The 17,498-nt window shown below is 48.5% G+C and carries 13 protein-coding genes; 6 read left to right on the top strand and 7 right to left on the bottom strand.

What is annotated here, in order from left to right:
- Window positions 1–196: 196 nt before the first annotated feature.
- Both E1919_RS19425 and E1919_RS19420 read right to left on the bottom strand, forming a co-directional pair.
- Entirely contained in the window at window positions 197–2,533 is a 2,337-nt protein-coding gene (locus E1919_RS19425; protein ID WP_162055079.1) for a M1 family metallopeptidase, read from the bottom strand.
- A 92-nt stretch (window positions 2,534–2,625) separates the two neighbouring features.
- Window positions 2,626–3,219, bottom strand: a complete 594-nt coding sequence (locus E1919_RS19420) for a HupE/UreJ family protein (protein ID WP_162055086.1) — start codon at window positions 3,217–3,219, stop codon at window positions 2,626–2,628.
- A gap of 308 nt (window positions 3,220–3,527) precedes the next feature.
- On the opposite strand from E1919_RS19420, the gene E1919_RS19415 reads away from it, so the two are divergent.
- On the top strand, window positions 3,528–4,766 hold the full coding sequence (locus E1919_RS19415; protein ID WP_162055078.1) for a lactonase family protein: 1,239 nt from the start codon (window positions 3,528–3,530) through the stop codon (window positions 4,764–4,766).
- Window positions 4,767–4,852: 86 nt separating this feature from the next.
- Here the strand turns inward: E1919_RS19415 and E1919_RS19410 are convergent, their stop codons facing one another.
- Window positions 4,853–5,281 carry a hypothetical protein gene (locus E1919_RS19410; protein WP_162055077.1) on the bottom strand — a complete coding sequence of 143 codons (429 nt, stop codon included), beginning with the start codon at window positions 5,279–5,281 and terminating at the stop codon, window positions 4,853–4,855.
- 480 nt (window positions 5,282–5,761) lie between these two features.
- Here E1919_RS19410 and E1919_RS19405 point away from each other — a divergent pair, with 480 nt between their 5' ends.
- Both E1919_RS19405 and E1919_RS19400 read left to right on the top strand, forming a co-directional pair.
- Window positions 5,762–6,826 carry a Gfo/Idh/MocA family protein gene (locus tag E1919_RS19405; RefSeq protein ID WP_162055076.1) on the top strand — a complete coding sequence of 355 codons (1,065 nt, stop codon included), beginning with the start codon at window positions 5,762–5,764 and terminating at the stop codon, window positions 6,824–6,826.
- Window positions 6,827–7,228: 402 nt separating this feature from the next.
- Entirely contained in the window at window positions 7,229–9,037 is a 1,809-nt protein-coding gene (locus E1919_RS19400; RefSeq protein WP_162055075.1) for a prolipoprotein diacylglyceryl transferase family protein, read from the top strand.
- 69 nt (window positions 9,038–9,106) lie between these two features.
- On the opposite strand, the gene clpB is transcribed toward E1919_RS19400, so the two are convergent.
- From clpB to E1919_RS19380, 4 genes are all read right to left on the bottom strand, one after another.
- Window positions 9,107–11,728, bottom strand: coding sequence for an ATP-dependent chaperone ClpB (gene clpB / locus E1919_RS19395; protein ID WP_162055074.1), 2,622 nt, complete (start codon window positions 11,726–11,728; stop codon window positions 9,107–9,109).
- Between the two features lie 221 nt (window positions 11,729–11,949).
- Window positions 11,950–12,552 carry a hypothetical protein gene (locus tag E1919_RS19390; protein WP_202915944.1) on the bottom strand — a complete coding sequence of 201 codons (603 nt, stop codon included), beginning with the start codon at window positions 12,550–12,552 and terminating at the stop codon, window positions 11,950–11,952.
- A gap of 80 nt (window positions 12,553–12,632) precedes the next feature.
- Window positions 12,633–13,319 carry a deoxyribonuclease V gene (gene nfi / locus E1919_RS19385; RefSeq protein ID WP_162055073.1) on the bottom strand — a complete coding sequence of 229 codons (687 nt, stop codon included), beginning with the start codon at window positions 13,317–13,319 and terminating at the stop codon, window positions 12,633–12,635.
- A gap of 136 nt (window positions 13,320–13,455) precedes the next feature.
- The gene (locus tag E1919_RS19380; RefSeq protein ID WP_162055072.1) at window positions 13,456–14,136 is read right to left on the bottom strand and encodes a hypothetical protein; all 681 of its coding nucleotides are present in this window, start codon (window positions 14,134–14,136) and stop codon (window positions 13,456–13,458) included.
- Window positions 14,137–14,277: 141 nt separating this feature from the next.
- Here E1919_RS19380 and E1919_RS19375 point away from each other — a divergent pair, with 141 nt between their 5' ends.
- The 3 genes from E1919_RS19375 to E1919_RS19365 all read left to right on the top strand — a co-directional run bounded on the left by E1919_RS19375 (window position 14,278) and on the right by E1919_RS19365 (window position 17,443).
- Entirely contained in the window at window positions 14,278–14,961 is a 684-nt protein-coding gene (locus tag E1919_RS19375; protein WP_202915943.1) for a dienelactone hydrolase family protein, read from the top strand.
- Window positions 14,962–15,112: 151 nt separating this feature from the next.
- Window positions 15,113–15,739, top strand: a complete 627-nt coding sequence (locus E1919_RS19370) for a phosphoribosyltransferase (RefSeq protein WP_162055071.1) — start codon at window positions 15,113–15,115, stop codon at window positions 15,737–15,739.
- Window positions 15,740–15,904: 165 nt separating this feature from the next.
- Entirely contained in the window at window positions 15,905–17,443 is a 1,539-nt protein-coding gene (locus E1919_RS19365; protein ID WP_162055070.1) for a hypothetical protein, read from the top strand.
- Window positions 17,444–17,498: the final 55 nt, after the last annotated feature.

Raw genomic sequence — 17,498 nt, 5'->3', positions numbered from 1 at the left:
AGGTATAGTTAACCTGCGTACTCAACAGATATTGGCAGTACATATCTATAGCTGTTTTCATGCTACTTCTCCCTCCAACTACTTCTACTTAATTTTTTCGCTTGGGTACAGTTTGCGAAAGTCCTATACTTATAAAACAGCAATGCCTTCAGGTAGTACCTGAAGGCATTGCTGTTTTAGTGTATAACAGTCTCAGCTATTGAGCAGAATTGCTGCTACCGCCGCCGTTTGTGCGGCTTGTGGCACGCTCGCGCTGCATTGGATTTTGCTGCTGCCTGTTTTGCTGCTGATAAATTTCGAAACGGGACGGTGCCATACGGCGCGGATAGCTGTTATCCGACAAGTCTGTGTCTGCCGTCTGCAGGTATGGGTCCAGCGTGAAGCTAACTACAGGCTTTTCTGTGATAAACACCTTCGTAATCTCGTTGTTGTTATAGCGCCAGATTTCAGCCGGAATGTTCATCACTTCCTCTGATCCATCCTCATACGCCATCTTCACAATCAGCGGCATCACGAGTCCTCCTTTATTTTGGAAACCAACTTCATAGAAGTTCAGGCCAGACTCCAGAGCCTTTTTCTGCTCTGGTGTAAGGTTCTTCATAAACTGCTGGTGGCGCTGCAAATCAGTGGTTGTTGTGGCCAGTGGGTCGTAGCTGTTATAGAAGTCTTTTAGCTCAGGCTTCTCGTCTACCAGCGTTTTAGGTATGTCCTGCAGGTTGCGCTGCTGCGAAAGCGTTTGAGGTGCCTGGTTCAGCTGCTCACGGCGCTGTGCATTCACAAACTCCGGATTCTGTGCGTCAATGGCGTACCATTTTACATCTGTAATAGCAAGGTCGGTATGGTCGGTGGTATAGAACCAGCCTCTCCAGAACCAATCTAAGTCCACGCCTGAGGCATCTTCCATGGTGCGGAAGAAGTCAGCAGGCATTGGGTGCTTGAAAGCCCAGCGCTTTGCATACTCTTTGAAAGCGTAGTCAAACAACTCGCGTCCCATCACTGTTTCGCGCAGGATGTTCAGGCCTGTAGCGGGCTTTCCGTATGCGTTCGGGCCAAACTGTAGCACCGACTCAGAGTTTGTCATAATCGGGGTCTGCGTGTTTTTGGCGCTCTTCATATATTCCACAATATCCTTTGGCTCACCACGACGCGATGGATAATTGCGCTCCCATTCCTGCTCTGCCAGGTACTGCATAAAGGTGTTCAGGCCTTCATCCATCCACGTCCACTGGCGCTCATCGGAGTTCACAATCATCGGGAAGAAGTTATGCCCCACTTCATGAATGATAACAGAGATGAGACCATACTTGATACGGTCAGAGTAAGTGCCGTCTTCTTCAGGACGGTAGCCGTTGAACGACAACATCGGGTACTCCATACCGCCCACAGGGCCGTGTACAGAAATAGCCACCGGGTAAGGATAGTCGATGGTATGTTTGGAATAAACACGGAGGGTATGGCCTACTGCCTCCGTAGAGTACTGGCCCCAAAGTGGGTTTGCTTCTTTCGGGTAGTAAGACATCGCCAGCACGTTTTTGCCGCCCACGTTCGTGTTCATGGCATCCCAGATAAACTTGCGGGAGCTTGCCCAGGCAAAGTCGCGCACGTTTTTAGCGGCGTATACCCATGTCTTCTTATCTGTGGCTTTGTTTTTTTCTGCCTGCGTTGCTTCTTCCTGTGTTACAATTACGACAGGCTTGTCGCTTTTTGCGGCCTGCGCCCAGCGCTTCTGCTGTGTGGAAGAGAGCACCTGGTTGGCATTCTGCAGTTCGCCGGTACCTGCCACCACATGGTCAGCCGGAACCGTGATGCTCACTTTATAATCACCGAAAGGCAGGGCAAACTCACCGCTACCCAGGAACTGCTTATGCTGCCAGCCGTTCACATCGTCATAAACAGCCATGCGCGGGAACCACTGTGCTATCTCGTACAGGTAGTTGTCGTCTTTAGGAAAGTATTCATAGCCCGAACGACCGCCGAGGGTTTTCTGGTTGTTGATGTTGTTTTTCCAGTCCACGTTGAAGGTGAAGCTCTGGTTTGGCTTCAGCGGCGAAGGCAGGTCGATACGCATCATGGTATTGTTGATGGTATAAGGTAGCGTCTTGCCGCCGCGGTCTGTTACTTTGCTGATTTTAAAGCCGCCGTCAAATTCCTCACGCGTTAGGTAGTCCACTGCCTGCAGCGACATTCTGTCCTGCAGCGTACCTGTTTTGGTCAGGTTGCTCATGGAGTTTGGCTCAAAGATGTTCTGGTCCAGCTGCACCCACAGGTAACCCAGCACGTCCGGTGAGTTGTTGGTGTAGGTGATGGTCTCGGAGCCGGTAAGAGACTGGTTCTTGTCGTCCAGCTCTACTTTTATCGTATAATCTGCGCGCTGCTGCCAGTACTGGTGGCCGGGTGCGCCTGATGCCGTGCGGTAGGTATTCGGCGTTGGCAGCTCTTGTCCCAGCTGCCCGAATTTAGTGTCCTGTGCCAGCGCCGCCATCGGCCCTGCCACTAAGCCCACCAGCGCCAAACCTGCTAAAAGGTTTCTCATGAATATTAGGTGTAGTATAGTTAGATTATTAGTTAAGGTAAATTAATAAGAGATGCGTTTCCCTATAAAGTTCAAATATAAGTGTTTGAACGTTAAAATATATTGGTCTCCATCATTAAAACTAAGGCAACGCCTGCTGCGGCACTTGATAGCACCATAATCCAATCGCGTTTTTTTGCCTTAAAAATATTCATCACTATCGCACCCAATATAAGCAAGATAGCAACAATTAGTAACTGCCCCAATTCTATGCCAATATTGAAAGCCAGCAACTGCTGCCAGATACTGCCGCTGCGCCCCAGCATCGCCCTCAGAAAGTTAGAGAAGCCCATCCCATGAATCAGGCCAAAGAAAAGCGCCATCAGGTTGTGCAACGAAAGAACAGTAGATTGCTTGGAAGCAGCGCCTTTCAGCTTAAAGAAATTGGTGATGCAGGTGACAAGGATGGTGACCGGAATCAGGAATTCAATTAGTGCTGTATCAAACTTGATGATGTTGAATGTGGCAAGCGCCAGCGTAATAGAATGCCCGATGGTGAAGGCGGTAACCAACGCGATTACTTTGCGCCAGTCGCTCAATGTGTAGATGGCGCTCAGTGCCAGGAGAAACAGCATATGGTCGTAGGCTTTAAAATCAAAAATATGATGAAAGCCCAGTTCGAGGTACGTTGAGAAAACAGAAGACACAGTAAGGGTGCGGTATGTTGCTATTGAAACAAAGTGCAAATTAAAGTTTTACCTACTGAGTTGCAACAGCGACACGATATGATAAAGAAGTGCCAGTAGTCAAATCATAGATGTTTGGCAGCGTTTGTGCTTCATTGCAGCCAGTCTTCTGCTTTAAAGCTTTAGAAAACGCCGTCCTTTCATAAATAAGCATGTTTGTTTAAGCTTGTACCACAATATTTGTTAATTTGAGTTTAACTAAGCCAACCTTGCCCTTCAAAAAGGTCTCGCTGGTATAAACCATAGTTCTAACCCATCCAAACAACTATATGAATTATCTCCACAACCATGCACGGCGCAACTTTGTAAAAGTAGCAGCAGTAGGTGTTATGAGTTTATCGATGGCTTTTTCTGCCTGTACTTCCTCAGAGTCCGATAACGCGGCATCAGCAGAAGCTGCAACAGGAAATCAAACCCAAAATACAGAAACGTATATGGTATATGTAGGTACTTACGCTGACCCGGAGAACGAAAGCATTTTTCTTTACCAGTTGAACCCTGAAACCGGAGAACTCAGCCGCGTAAGCGGCTTTAAAGGCGGGGCCAACCCGTCGTTCCTGACCCTGGACGAGCAGCGGAATAACCTGTATGCGGTAAACGAAACAATGGATTACCAGGGCCAGCAGAGCGGTGCCGTGAGCGCCTTTTCTGTAAATCAGCAAACAGGCAGTCTTACGCTCCTGAACCAGGTGGCTTCTAAGGGAGGCGCGCCCTGCTATATTTCTATCGGCGATGATGGTAAAACAGTGTTGGTGGCAAATTATATGGGCGGCAACGTTGCTGCCTTTCCGATACAGGAGAACGGAACTTTGACAGAAGCCGCTTCCGTGGAGCAGCATGAAGGTACCGGACCAAACAAAGATCGCCAGGAAGCAGCCCACGCGCATTACGTGGCACCGAGTCCCGACAATCAATATGTGTATGCAGTAGATTTGGGTGTAGATAAAATATACGGTTACCGCCTGAATGCTGAAAATGGCGCAATGGAACCAATGGAGCCTGCTGTGGCCTTTGCCGCCGCACCTGGTGCCGGGCCCCGTCAAATGGCGTTTCACCCTGATGGGCAGTATGCCTATGTCATCAATGAACTGAACTCTACGATGACGGCTTTGACCTATGACAGTGGCAATGGTGGTCTCTCCGAAATCCAAACTCTATCAACACTGCCTGCTGACTTTAACGGGGGCAATTACCCTGCTGCTGTCAGAGTGTCGCCGGATGGCAAGTACCTGTATGGCTCCAACCGCGGGCACAACAGCATTGTGGTTTACGCAATTGATGAAAGCACCGGAAAGCTGACCTTCATAGAGACAGTGCCTTCAGGGGGTGACTGGCCTCGTGATTTCACAGTAGACTTGACAGGCAATGTGATGCTGGTAGCTAATGAGCGCTCCAATAATATTGTTTCTTTTAAAATAGATAAAGCAGCGGGCAAGCTAACAGCAACAGGCCATGAGGCGGAGGTACACAAGCCTGTGAGTTTACAGGTGGTGCCGAACTTTCAGTAAAAACTCAAAAAGGTATGAATGAAGAAGCATCAGCCGTATGGCTGGTGCTTCTTTTGTTGTTTGTCCCGCCCTACATGTTTAACGCACTAGTATAGAGGACTTGATTGCAAGGCATATTGTTGTAAACTTCCCCGGGCACGCTGGTAAACTTCCGGTTTGCCCTGTATATAGACTTTCTTTTTGCCGCTGCCTACCACCGCACCTATACCAACTCCGGGCAGCAGCAGCAATGTACTGCCCATAAGTGCTTTATCTTCGGCACTAAATGCCAGGAACGTACCTTCATCGTCACCATCCGCAAAACCTATAATCGCACCGGTCGCGATGCCTATTAAGCCTCCAAAAAGCGCCCCACGGCCCGGACTTCCTTTTGATCTGAACCTTATTTCTTCGATAGCTGTCACCGGAATGGATATTGGCGTTTGAGCAGCTGTCAGAGGAAAGGTGTAGCTTTTAGCATTTGGCAGGACCTGAATTGTAGAGTCACTGGTGCTAAGCAGTACGCCTTTGTACACTGGATTGGATCCCTTAAGATATACCCAGCATCGATACTTAGCCTGTTGTGTATTTGGGCTCTGTGCCTGCACAGCAGCACATACGCTAAGGAGCAGCAGCCAAGCGGCTGCAAAAAAAGCAATCGCAGCATTTCTCATAAAGCCTTTTCTTAAGAGATGAATGGCTTGACCAATTATACAGTGGGCAAGTATACGCTATGTATACGATTGTTGTAATTTTAGGTATATTGTTATAATTATTCTAATTACTAATGTGTAGTTACGTATCGTAAATAATAGCGCCCACTATGGGCTATGTTATACAGAAACCTGATTTTATTTAAGCATAAGAAAGCTGTTCTGGGACAGTTTAACAAAAGCTGGTTTGTGGGGTAAATTATGCTGATGCTTTTACGTAAGCCTTTGGGGCAGGGCAGGTTTAGGCGAAGAACCCTTTGCTGTTTAACCTCCATAAAGCGAAATACACTTACTAAAGTACAGATGGTTTTTAAAAACAATTACTCAGCTAAGTTAAAACAGCCATTAAAAGTAGCCCTGGCAGGTCTAAGCCACGACCATGTGGAAGGAGCGCTGGAACGACTTGCGCAGGAGGATGTGCTGGTGGTAGGCATTGCAGAAGAAAACGAGGAACTGGTGCAGCGCTACCGCAGGAGTTATCAACTACCAAAATCGCTGTTTTACAAAGACTTGCCTACGCTCCTAGAGTATGAAAAGCCCGATGTGGTGATGGCCTATAATGCTATAGCAGAACATATAGCGGTGGTAGAAGCCTGTGCGCCTTTGGGTGTGCATGTGATGGTGGAAAAGCCTTTGGCTACCACAGTAAAAGATGCTGAACGCATGGCGGCACTGGCAAGCAAGCACCAGATACACCTGCTCACCAACTACGAAACCACCTGGTATCCCAGTAACCAGGAACTGCACATTATGGTGAGCCATCATATAGCGGTAGGGGATATCCGGAAGATGGTGGTGCACGACGGCAACATCGGGCCCAAAGAACTTGGCTGCTCCAAAGAGTTCACAAGTTGGCTAACGGACCCGGTAAAAAACGGCGGCGGCGCAATTATGGATTTTGGTTGCTACGGGGCTAACCTGATGACATGGCTGATGCAGGGGCAGGAGCCCTTGGCTGTGACGGCCATCACTCGCCAGCTGAAACCAGAGATTTACCCTGATGTGGATGATGACGCTACTATTATCCTGGAGTATCCGCAGGCTACCGGCATTATAGAAGCCTCCTGGAACTGGCCCTATAATATAAAGGACCTTGAAGTATTTGGCCAGACCGGCTACCTGCAGGCGGTGGACAGTGTCATGCTGCGCTCAAAAAAGGAAGCAGATGGAGACTTCACTATAGATAAAATAGAGCCGCTCGCTGCTCCTTACCAGGATTATGTGTCTTACTTTGCTGCCGTGGTCAGAGGCGACATCAAACCAAAACACGATCTCTCTTCGCTGGAAAACAACCTGACGGTAGTGAAGATTCTGGAGGCCGCACGGGAATCGGCGAGGAAAGGAAAGAGGATAGAGTTTGGGAAGTGAAAAACACAGTAACCTATTTTAAGCATGTGTAACTGTCCCAGTTCAAAAGACCTCGCAGCGTGCGCAGTTCCTGCGAGCGTCTGTGCCCATGGCCGTTGCTGCATAGCTAACAAGACACTCATAGGTCTTTCAGACACTGTGAGGTTTTTGCGGAAGCTGGAATTTGTCTAAGAAATATAGCAGCTAAAATGTTGTAAAGCACGGTGCTTTACGTCGTAAGATCAGGTGCAACTGTCACACTAGCAAAGCTGTATTTTCCCTGTTGCTAAACCTGCAGCAGGGAAATCTTTTATTGCGTATCTTGTAATTGTTATATCATATCTTTTTTTGTAATATAAGGTGATTTTAGGAGGCTACCTGTTAAGCTTCCCGGAACAAATGCACCCCTTAACCACAGAAGATATGAGCTTACCTTTGTTCATAGTGCTTGTAAACGGCGGGCTGTGGTTCGACATCCTGTACCTGTTAGCTTTCTTTTTTAGCTTTTTATGGTTGTTTTGGGAGGGATACAAAAGGCGATTCAATATAACTGCATGGGCAGTGGCTGTAGCCGTTACATGGTTTTTGTTTATCGTCGGTACAAAGCTCTTTACCTATTCTTTTGAGGAATGGGAGGGGCTCCTTATGAGGCAAGACCTGCCGTATACCAGTAATAAGATTCTTTTAGGAGGATTATTTCTTGCGATGATAGGATTTCCAGTCATCAGAGGGCTTTTATACTTCAAGGTAAATGCATTGGATGCGCTCGCGCTGGCACTGCCGTTGTCGATTGCCATACAGCGGATAGGTTGTTTCCTGGCAGGCTGCTGCCATGGCAATGTCACTACCCTGCCATGGGGGGCGCAGTACGAACCCGGAACGCTACCACACTACCACCAGTTTACAGCAGGAGATATAGCGCCAGGAGACTTTTATTCACTTCCGGTGCATCCAACACAGCTTTATGAAACGGCAGCCTGCCTGCTGGTGGTTATGGCGCTGCTGTATGTGAAAAAGTATATAAAGGCACCAGGTAATATGTTTCTCGGTGCTATTTTACTGTATAGCTGTCTGCGGTTCTTTGTAGAATTTTCCAGATATGATGCTGCTTACGCTGCTGCCACTATGGTGGCTGGCTTGAAAGATGTGCAATGGGTTTTACTGGTGCTGCTTTGCGTACTGGGCGTGCTATTCTTTTACCGGGAACATACCTTTACAGCAGAAAGGGAACAGCAGCAACCAGCTCCGACGGTGACCTACGCAACTGTGCTGACCCTTGGTCTGATTTTCGTTAGCTGGGGTCTACGAAATTGGTTTACCTATACAGAGCTGCTGGCTGTAAACATGGCTTTGGTGCCTGCCATTGCCTTTGTAAGTGCTGCAGTGTTCAGGGCTTATACAGTTATGCAATATCGATGGCTTACCTTAGGAGCCCTAGTCTTGCCTTTGCTGCTCATGAGCCAAACCCTGATTTTTAAGAGATCTTATACGGAAGACTCTACTGTTGTTCGCAGGTTTAACACCTTAAAGCTAGGGTATGGTAGCGGCGACTACCAGAACTCGCATACTATTGAGTCAGGTAGCGGTTGTAGCGGCGTAAGCAATACCGGCTACTTTCAACAAGAGTATAAGGTAGGAGGTGCAGGTTTTTCCGTAACGACGCAACACGAAAAACACGAGTTTACGTACGGGGCTAATGCTTATGCCGGTAAGCATCATGAAACAAAACTGGAAAATGGAGTTGCGACCAATCAGATAAATTCTTCTGCTCTATGGGGTGTCAACCCTTATGTCAGATACGACCGGATATGGCTGGGTATTGGAGCGGGTATGCATGCGGGCGACCTGGTATACACGCTGGAGAATCTTCAGGAAGATGGAACTGGCACGCCTATGAGTGCCAGCAAAAGAACGGCGGTATATCCACAGCTTTATGCGCGCGTGGGGCCTACGCAGCTTTTCTTTACTGATATAGAACTTGCGCATCACTTTCCTTCTCCTTTTCCAGGTTATCGGTACAGGTTCGGTTTTGGCAGCGGATTTGGTCTGAGCAATGGAAGCTTTCTCAAGTACAGTTACAACGGAGCAGACAACATGTTAAGTGGCCAGTTTGTGCTGGGACAAAAATTTGTATTGGAGCCACTTTACCTATGGAAAGGAGCTGATTCTTATTTTAGTGACAGGCAAAGGCAGGCAAGCTTGGGCATGCATTACAGGTTTAACTATAGGTAAGAGAACAAAAACCCCGCTACTCCAAAGGAATAGCGGGGTCTATAGCTAACTTTAAACTTATACTTCTACTTATTCTCCTGTCGGTATCTCTACGTCCACGTTCACGAAACGAATTTTGCCGTCCTCTAGTATGGCTTCCACCACAGAATCCTTGCTGATTTTGCCAGACAAGATATCCTTTGAAAGCTCGTTTAGAATCTGGCGCTGCAGCACGCGCTTCAGCGGACGGGCACCGAACTGCGGGTCGAAACCTTGCTCGCCCAGATAATCCAGCACCTCGTCAGTCGCTATTAGCTGTATACCTGTCTCTTCCAGACGGTCCTGGATGTGTCGGAACTGGATATCCACAATCTTTCTGATGTCGCCACGGCTTAGCGGACGGAACATCACCAGCTCATCGATGCGGTTCAGGAACTCCGGCCTTACCGACTTCTTCAGCAGGTCGAACACTTCGTCTTTGGTACGGTCCACCACCTCGTCGTGGTTAAAGTCATCCATCGTCTCAAAATTGCTCTGGATGATGTGCGAGCCAATGTTCGAGGTCATGATGATGATGGTGTTCTTGAAGTTCACTACTCTGCCTTTGCTGTCTGTTAAACGGCCATCGTCCAGCACCTGCAGCAGGATGTTGAACACGTCAGGGTGCGCTTTCTCAATCTCGTCGAGCAGTACTACAGAGTATGGCTTACGGCGTATAGCCTCTGTTAACTGGCCACCTTCATCGTACCCTATGTATCCCGGAGGCGCACCAATCAGGCGACTCACCGCGTGGCGTTCCTGGTACTCACTCATATCAATACGCACCATGGCGTTGTCGTCGTTGAAGAGGTATTCGGCCAGCGCTTTTGCCAGCTCGGTTTTACCCACACCCGTTGTACCCAGGAAAATGAATGAGCCAATCGGACGCTTGGGATCCTGCATACCGGCACGGCTTCGGCGCACGGCATCAGAAATCGCTTCTATGGCCTCTTCCTGACCTGCTACACGTTTGCCTAGTTCCTGCTCCAGGTTCAACAGCTTTTCACGGTCGCTTTGCAGCATCTTGCTGACAGGTATACCTGTCCATTTGGCTACTATCTCGGCAATGTCCTCGGCTGTTACTTCTTCCTTCAGCATCGGGTTTTCGCCCTGCATTTCACGAACCTGCTCCTGCAACTGCTTTAGTTTGGCTTCAGCTTCCTGAATTTTGCCGTAGCGCAGCTCTGCTACGCGGCCGTAATCACCGGCACGCTCCGCCTGCTCCGCTTCCAGTTTATACTGTTCAATGTTCTCTTTCTCGTGCTGCAGCCCTTCAATGATTTGCTTTTCGTTTTGCCATTTAGCTTTCAAATCGTCGCGCTTTCCAGAAAGGTCTGCTATTTCTTTAGAAAGTATCGTTTCTTTATCCTTATCGTTTTCGCGGCGAATCGCCTCGCGCTCAATCTCCAGCTGCATGATGCGGCGCTGAATCTCGTCCAGTTCTACCGGCAGCGAATCAATTTCTATACGCAGTTTCGCAGCCGCTTCGTCCATCAGGTCAATCGCCTTATCAGGCAGAAAACGGTCTGTAATGTAGCGGTTCGACAGTTCCACAGAGGCAATAATCGCATCGTCCTTGATGCGTACCCCGTGGTGCAACTCATACTTGTCCTTGATACCGCGCAGAATCGAGATGGCATCCGGCACATTTGGTTCGTCCACCATCACGGCCTGGAAACGTCGCTCCAAAGCTTTATCCTTCTCAATATATTTCTGGTACTCTTTCAGGGTAGTCGCACCAATGGCATGCAGTTCACCACGCGCCAATGCTGGCTTCAGCAGGTTGGCTGCGTCCATGGCACTTTCGCCACCAGCACCTGCGCCAATCAGCGTATGAATTTCATCAATGAAGAGAACAATTTCTCCTTCGGCGTCAATTACTTCTTTAATCACCGCCTTCAGACGCTCCTCAAATTCACCTTTATACTTGGCACCGGCCACCAGCAGACCCATGTCTAGGCTCATCAGCGTTTTCGACTTCAGGTTCTCCGGTACGTCACCCGCCACAATACGCTGCGCCAGGCCTTCCACTATGGCAGTTTTACCTACACCAGGTTCACCCAGCAGCACCGGGTTGTTCTTAGTACGGCGGCTCAGAATCTGCAGCACACGTCGGATTTCTTCATCACGGCCAATCACCGGGTCAATTTTACCGGCACGCGCCAATTCGTTCAGGTCCTTGGCGTAACGCTTCAGCGAGTTATATTTGGCTTCTGCATTCTGGTCTGTTACCTTGGCGCCACCGCGTAATTCTTTGATGGCTTTCTTCAGGTCCTTTTCATTGAAGCCCACGTCCTTCATCAGGCCCGCCACTTTGTCGCGGCCCGCTAAAAGACCCAGCAGCATGTGCTCGATGGCGACATACTCATCGCCAAACTCTTTCAAGTATGATGTAGCTTTTTGCAGCGCCGCATTGGCATCATTTGCTAAGTATGGCCCTCCACCACCTGTTACTTTTGGGTAGCCGGCTACAATTTCGTCTAACTTGCTGTTGAGAATGTTGCCATTGATGTTCAGCTTCTGCAACAGGAAATTCGTAACGTTCTCGTCTGTAGCGAGAATTGCTTTTAGTATGTGCCCAGTTTCAATAGCCTGCTGCTGATTGCCGCCTGCTATCTCAGTAGCCTTTTGTATGGCCTCCTGCGCTTTAATGGTATAGTTGTTAAAGTTCATGTCTTTGTCTGTTTTCCTTTGGTTGCACTTACACTAACTCTATCATCAACTTACGCTCCATTGGTACTTTTAGGTAAGTTGTATGTAATTATGTCAGGATTTAGAAAGGTGTTTTGCGGGTTTTAAGACAGAATGGCAGTGGTTTATGAGTGAGAGGGCTGCGGTTGTTGGCACAGACACTCACAGGTCTGGAAGACGCTGTGAGGTCTTTTGAGCAGGCTTCATAGCTCGTCCTCCTCCAGGAGAGGCATGGTGCTTGTAAAGTCGGCGGCGTTTTCCTCGTGAAAATTTTTGTAGGAGGCTCTTCCGCCAAACCAATCCAGTACATTCTCTCGCTGCAGAACTGTTGTGCCTTTGGAAAGAATGCTATGGTATGAGGAATAAGGCCAATCGCTAAAATCCTCTATCAGGCCATGGTGTTGTGGATTATGGTGAATGTAGAAGACCAGTCTCGTGAAGTACGCTTCTGACGTTATTTCCTTCCTTTTAAAACGTTCCTGGAACAAACTACCTGTACGGTTATACCTTATGTTAATAGCTTTGGCATAGGCATTCAGCAAGTGCTGAAACTGTCGTACTAAATTGATGATTCTTGGTTCACCTAAAGTATCAGGGTTCATTATCAATTCCTCCTCCCTAACTCTAATCAGAAGATGAAAGTGATTCGGCAGCAGGCAGTACGCAAATGTATCTGCATAAGGAGAAATATATTTGCGATAGAGTTGTAGAAAGTAATAGTAGTTTTCCTTTTCCTTAAATACAGTTTCCTTATTATTACCCTGAGTATAGACATGGTAAAACTTACCTGGTTCAAGTATCGCCATTTGCTGCATCTCTGCCTATACGGAAGCGGTCGCTCAAAAGACCTCACAGCGTCTTCCAGACCTGTGAGTGTCTGTGCCAATTACTTCACCTCCCCCTTAAACACCGCCGCATAATGGTCCGCCAACCTGGTAGGCTCCGGTAGCTTATGCTTCACAGCACAAGCCATGGCTATCTCAGTGGCAGAGGCAAGGTTCATTAGGTGGCCCGGCGATACAAATACAGGCTTTACTTTGTCTTTGGTGCGAAGTACGTTGGCAATGACTTCCTCTTTATAGACTAAAGGCGAAACAGAACCTTTGGTGATAGCAGGTTCTGTATACTTCCCTACCAGTACTTTTTTAGCCACGCCCATAGTGGGCTTGTTCAGGTGCAGGCCCAGGTGTGTGGCGATGCCCAGCTTGCGCGGGTGTGATATGCCATGGCCATCCACCATGATTAAGTCAGGCTTTTGCTGTAACTTTTCATAGGCCTTCAGTAGGTTGGGAACTTCTCTGAAGGCCAGAAATCCTGGAATATAAGGTAATTCCACAGGCCCGTGGTGCCATACTTTCTCCACAACTTCCAGTTCAGGATACTTCAGCAGCACAAACACAGAAAGGATCGTGTCTTCACCTATAAAGGAGGAGTCGCAGCCGGCAATCAGCTTCAGGTTAAAGTCCGGTTTCTGTAGCAGCACCCGCTGCTGCATTTCATTCTGTTGTGCTGTGAGCTGCTTTAAAACAGCCGGGTCAGGTGGGGGAGCATCAAAATTTCTGTAGTAGGCCATCTGTTTTAATTATGAATAACTGAATAAATAACTTTTGAATGAGTAGTTGAGCGAACGTTTAAAAGGGCTGCTAATTCGACTTATAAGACTCGCTCACACTTTCGTACGTGTTTCCTATTCAATCATTCAAAATTGCTTACGCGCTGCAGGGTACGCGGAGGTCTGCAAATAGCAGGCGCCACTTTTCGCCATCATGGGCAAAGTGGAAGCGATAGGAAGTGCGGGTGTGCAACACGGTTTTCTGTACCTGCTGCTGCATGTGTTGTATGTCCTCCTCCTGTTGTTCTTCTAAACTGGCGTACTTCCACATGTCGCTTTTTTTGAAGTCAGTAGCATTTTTATAGAAGCAGCCGTCCTCTGCGAACCCCGAACGGCCCCTGTCCATCCAGGCACAGTTGAATTCCGGAAATTCCTGCTGCTCCTGCAGGTCGCACTCCTGCATTTGCTCCTTTATAGAAGTAAATGGCAGATTCTGGTAACTGCGTTGCACAACTTGTATATTCTGGAAGTGCGTATAAGCCGGCACAGCACCCGGTTGTTCTATCAGCCATATACCCTGCTCAGGCGAAACAAATTGATTCAGCCCTACGGTGTCTCTTGTTTGCAGCGCTCTGAAAAAACGCTCAAAAGCCACCTCAAAGCTCATCGTATCGGTGCCGGGTGTTTCCTCCTTGCGCTGTGGCTCCTCCTGCACTGCCTCCAGCGAATCGATGCCGCTGCTGTTTAAGGTGCTTTCATTCTCTGAGTTCTGCTGCTCAGGAGTGCATGCGCTGTTGAAGGCAAACAGAAAGAGGAGCAGTGGGATGAAGTATCGCATGGCAAATGATCTAGGTATACTGATTACGGCAGATGGCAGGTAGGTAGTTGTGCCGCCTGAACTTTGGAGGGGAGAGGTCGTACCTCCATAGTAGAGTAGGCTTTGGCAACATGGCCGCTGTCTGAACTATACTAATGAACTATGGCAAACTATATTATAAACGAAAGTGTACGAATTGATATGCCGGATGCGGCGCTGGTAGGAGACCTCGCCATTCCGGAAGAAGCAAAAGGCCTTGTGGTCTTCGCGCATGGAAGCGGCAGTAGCCGCCTCAGTGAGCGGAACCGATTTGTGGCGGAGCACCTGCGAAAGGCTGGCTTCGGTACTTTGCTGTTCGATTTGCTTACTCCAGAAGAAGATGAGCAGGGAAGCAAGCCGTTTGATATTCCGCTGTTAACTCAGCGCTTGATTGAAACGACCTATTGGCTTCAGAAAGACCCCCGAACAAATGCATATGGATTTGGCTACTTCGGTGCCAGCACAGGAGCGGCGGCTGCCTTGGGTGCCGCTGCCGCTTTAGGAGGAGACATTATCAAGTGCGTGGTGAGCAGAGGGGGTAGACCTGATTTGGCTGATACTGCCCTGCCGGACGTGCAGTCCCCGACTTTACTCATTGTAGGTGGGAAAGATGAAAACGTGCTGGAAATGAACATCCAGGCGAACAACCAACTACGAATCATCAAAGATGTGGAGATTGTGCCGGATGCTACGCACCTTTTCGAGGAGCCGGGCGCTTTGGAAATGGCGGCACAACTGGCTACTGACTGGTTCAGGAAGTACCTTGCATCTGAAAAACAGCAGCCTCTGCGGCAGAACCAGCCTTGATTAAGGCTGAATAACTGAACTTCGAATGACTGAACATCACATTAATAAAACTGATGTTTAGGCAGTTTCAGCTTACCCGATTGGGATCCTGCTACGCTGTTGTCTGGCTTTTGAAGTTAAGTATTCAGTCATTCAAAATTAACACACAGCCATGGAAAGGATACGAGACAGAAAAGAGGCGGCGCTGCTGCTGGCAGACCGGCTGGAGAAATACAGAGGAGAGCAGGGGGCCGTGCTGGCGATTCCCCGAGGCGGCGTGCCAGTGGCGGCTCCCATTGCGAAACGACTGGGGATGCCACTGGAAGTCACACTCTCCAAAAAGATCGGGCACCCCTCTAACCCGGAGTTCGCTATAGGCTCTGTCAGTTTGGCAAGCGTGGCGGTGGATGAAAGGGCAGATGTCACAGCAGAGTATATTGAGGCCGAAGTTGAACGTATCCGCGAGAACCTGCGCCAGAAATACAGCCTTTATATGGGCGACCGGAAACTAGTGCATTTGAAAGACCGGTTAGTGATTATTGTGGATGACGGTGTTGCCACCGGCAAAACGCTGATGGCAACAATAGAGCTGGTTAAAAAAGAACAACCGCGCAAAATTGTGGTAGCTGTGCCTGTGGCATCAGCCTCTGCCTACGACATGATTGATAGTATGGTAGATGAGGTGGTATGCCTGCTGGTGCCTCCTTATTTCCAGGCTGTGGGACAGTTCTATGACGAGTTCTCCCAGATAAGCGATGAGCTGGTAATACAGCTGCTGCAGGGGCAGGAGAATTTCTGAACCGGCTCTTCCGTAAAGCAAATAGCTTCGTGTGCTGCTTCCATTTAAACCAGGTACAGGTGTATAAAACAATCAGAGTAAGCTATACCAGGAAATTTTTTTATAGCTTAGCCCCTGGGTTAGCGCTATAAGCTTTCTCCTTCCCCTGTTGTTGCAAACGTACGCATGCTCCCTTTTTACACTAAGTTCAAGGAACTTTGTCAGACACAAGTTACTGGTTTAGGATTAAGTATATTCCGGGTTTTCTTCAGCCTTATCCTACTGGTGGAAGTGGCAAAGGTTTTTTACTTCCGCCACCTGTACTTCGACCCGACACCTTACATAGTGGAGGCGGAACTCAGCTTTTCGCTGGTGCTGCTTGTTTGGTTAGGAGTGCTGTTCTTTCTCTTGATTGGCTTTTTTACCAGAACAGCCGCCCTTATTAATTATGTGCTGGTGCTGGTGTTCTTTTCCTCCTTTACCACCATCAAATATCACTTTGATGCCGCTTTAGTTGGGCTCAGCTTTCTGCTGATCATACTGCCCATGGCCAACACCTGGTCCGTAGACAGTTTTCTGTATCAGTTGCAACGGCCTCAGCGGGGAGAGCAGAAAGTGCGAAAGGTATATTATTTCTTACCTGTTCTGCTGGTGCTCTGCCTCCAGTACGTAGATTCCTTTTTTCATAAGGCGGCGTCTGCTATGTGGCTGAAAGGACTTGGCGTGTGGTTGCCTGCCTCGCTTCCCAATCAAATTTACACCGCCCATTCGTGGCTGCTGAACCAGGAGGAGCTTATTACGGGCTTAGGTTACCTGGTGATGCTGTTCGAGTTGCTTTTTATCTTCCTGCTTCCGTTCGGGAAAATCCGATCCTGGCTGGCTTTGATTGGTGTAAGCATGCACCTGGGTATTGTCTTAACCTTTCCTATACCCTCCTTCGGCCTCACCTTTGCCGGCGTATACATGCTCCTGCTGCCGGATTCCTTCTGGTCCAGAATCAGGGGTAAAGTCGGCAGTCGCAGTAACAGCATATTCGCTTTGCACCGGTTTTCGTGGTTGAAGCCTTTTTTAGTTGCCGTGCCAGAGGGCGGGCGGGTAGAGCAGGAGGCAAATGGCTACTGGCGCATAAAGCGGGAAGATGTTAAAGTGAAGCTGCTGTATTTTTTTACCTGCTACCTCGTGCTGGCCCAACTGATTAAGCTGCTACAAGCTCCTTTAGTCATCAATGCCAGCGAGCACTTAGGCACCTCTACACTCCGCTACTATACAGCAAAGGCCTTCCTTCCTTTGGAAGTTATAAATGCCAAGTTACTGGGTGTAACAGAAAACCTGGTATACACCGGTTTTGAAGAAGGCAGCTACAACATACTGGCCGTGGAATATGTCGCTCCAAACAAGGAGACGGTTTGGTTGCCTATCATCGATAGGCAAGGCAAGGCCTCTACCTATAGTTTTGGCAGGATGTTCACCAAATGGTCTCAGACAATTGGTGCTTACCCTCAGGATACGGTACAGGTAAAGGACGGACTGGTAAAATTTACTGCATTCTGGGCTGCAAAACATAACATACCCTTACAGGATGCTACTTTCAGGGTGTTGAGCAAAGAAACGATTGTACAGTTTAACTGGGAGGAAGACTTTTTGCAGAAGCAAATGAACAGGCCATGGCGGGAGATAGGAAGATTAAGGTGGGAGAACAATCAACCGCGGCTATTGCTGCACTAGCTGTTGGGTTTCAGGCAGCACCTTCCCTGAGCCGTTATAAGTTCAAAGAAAGGGT

This window comes from Pontibacter pamirensis (assembly GCF_010015475.1).
Taxonomy (GTDB): domain Bacteria; phylum Bacteroidota; class Bacteroidia; order Cytophagales; family Hymenobacteraceae; genus Pontibacter; species Pontibacter pamirensis.
The sequence above is the reverse complement of the archived record's forward strand: the minus strand, read 5'-3'. Positions and strand labels throughout refer to the sequence as shown.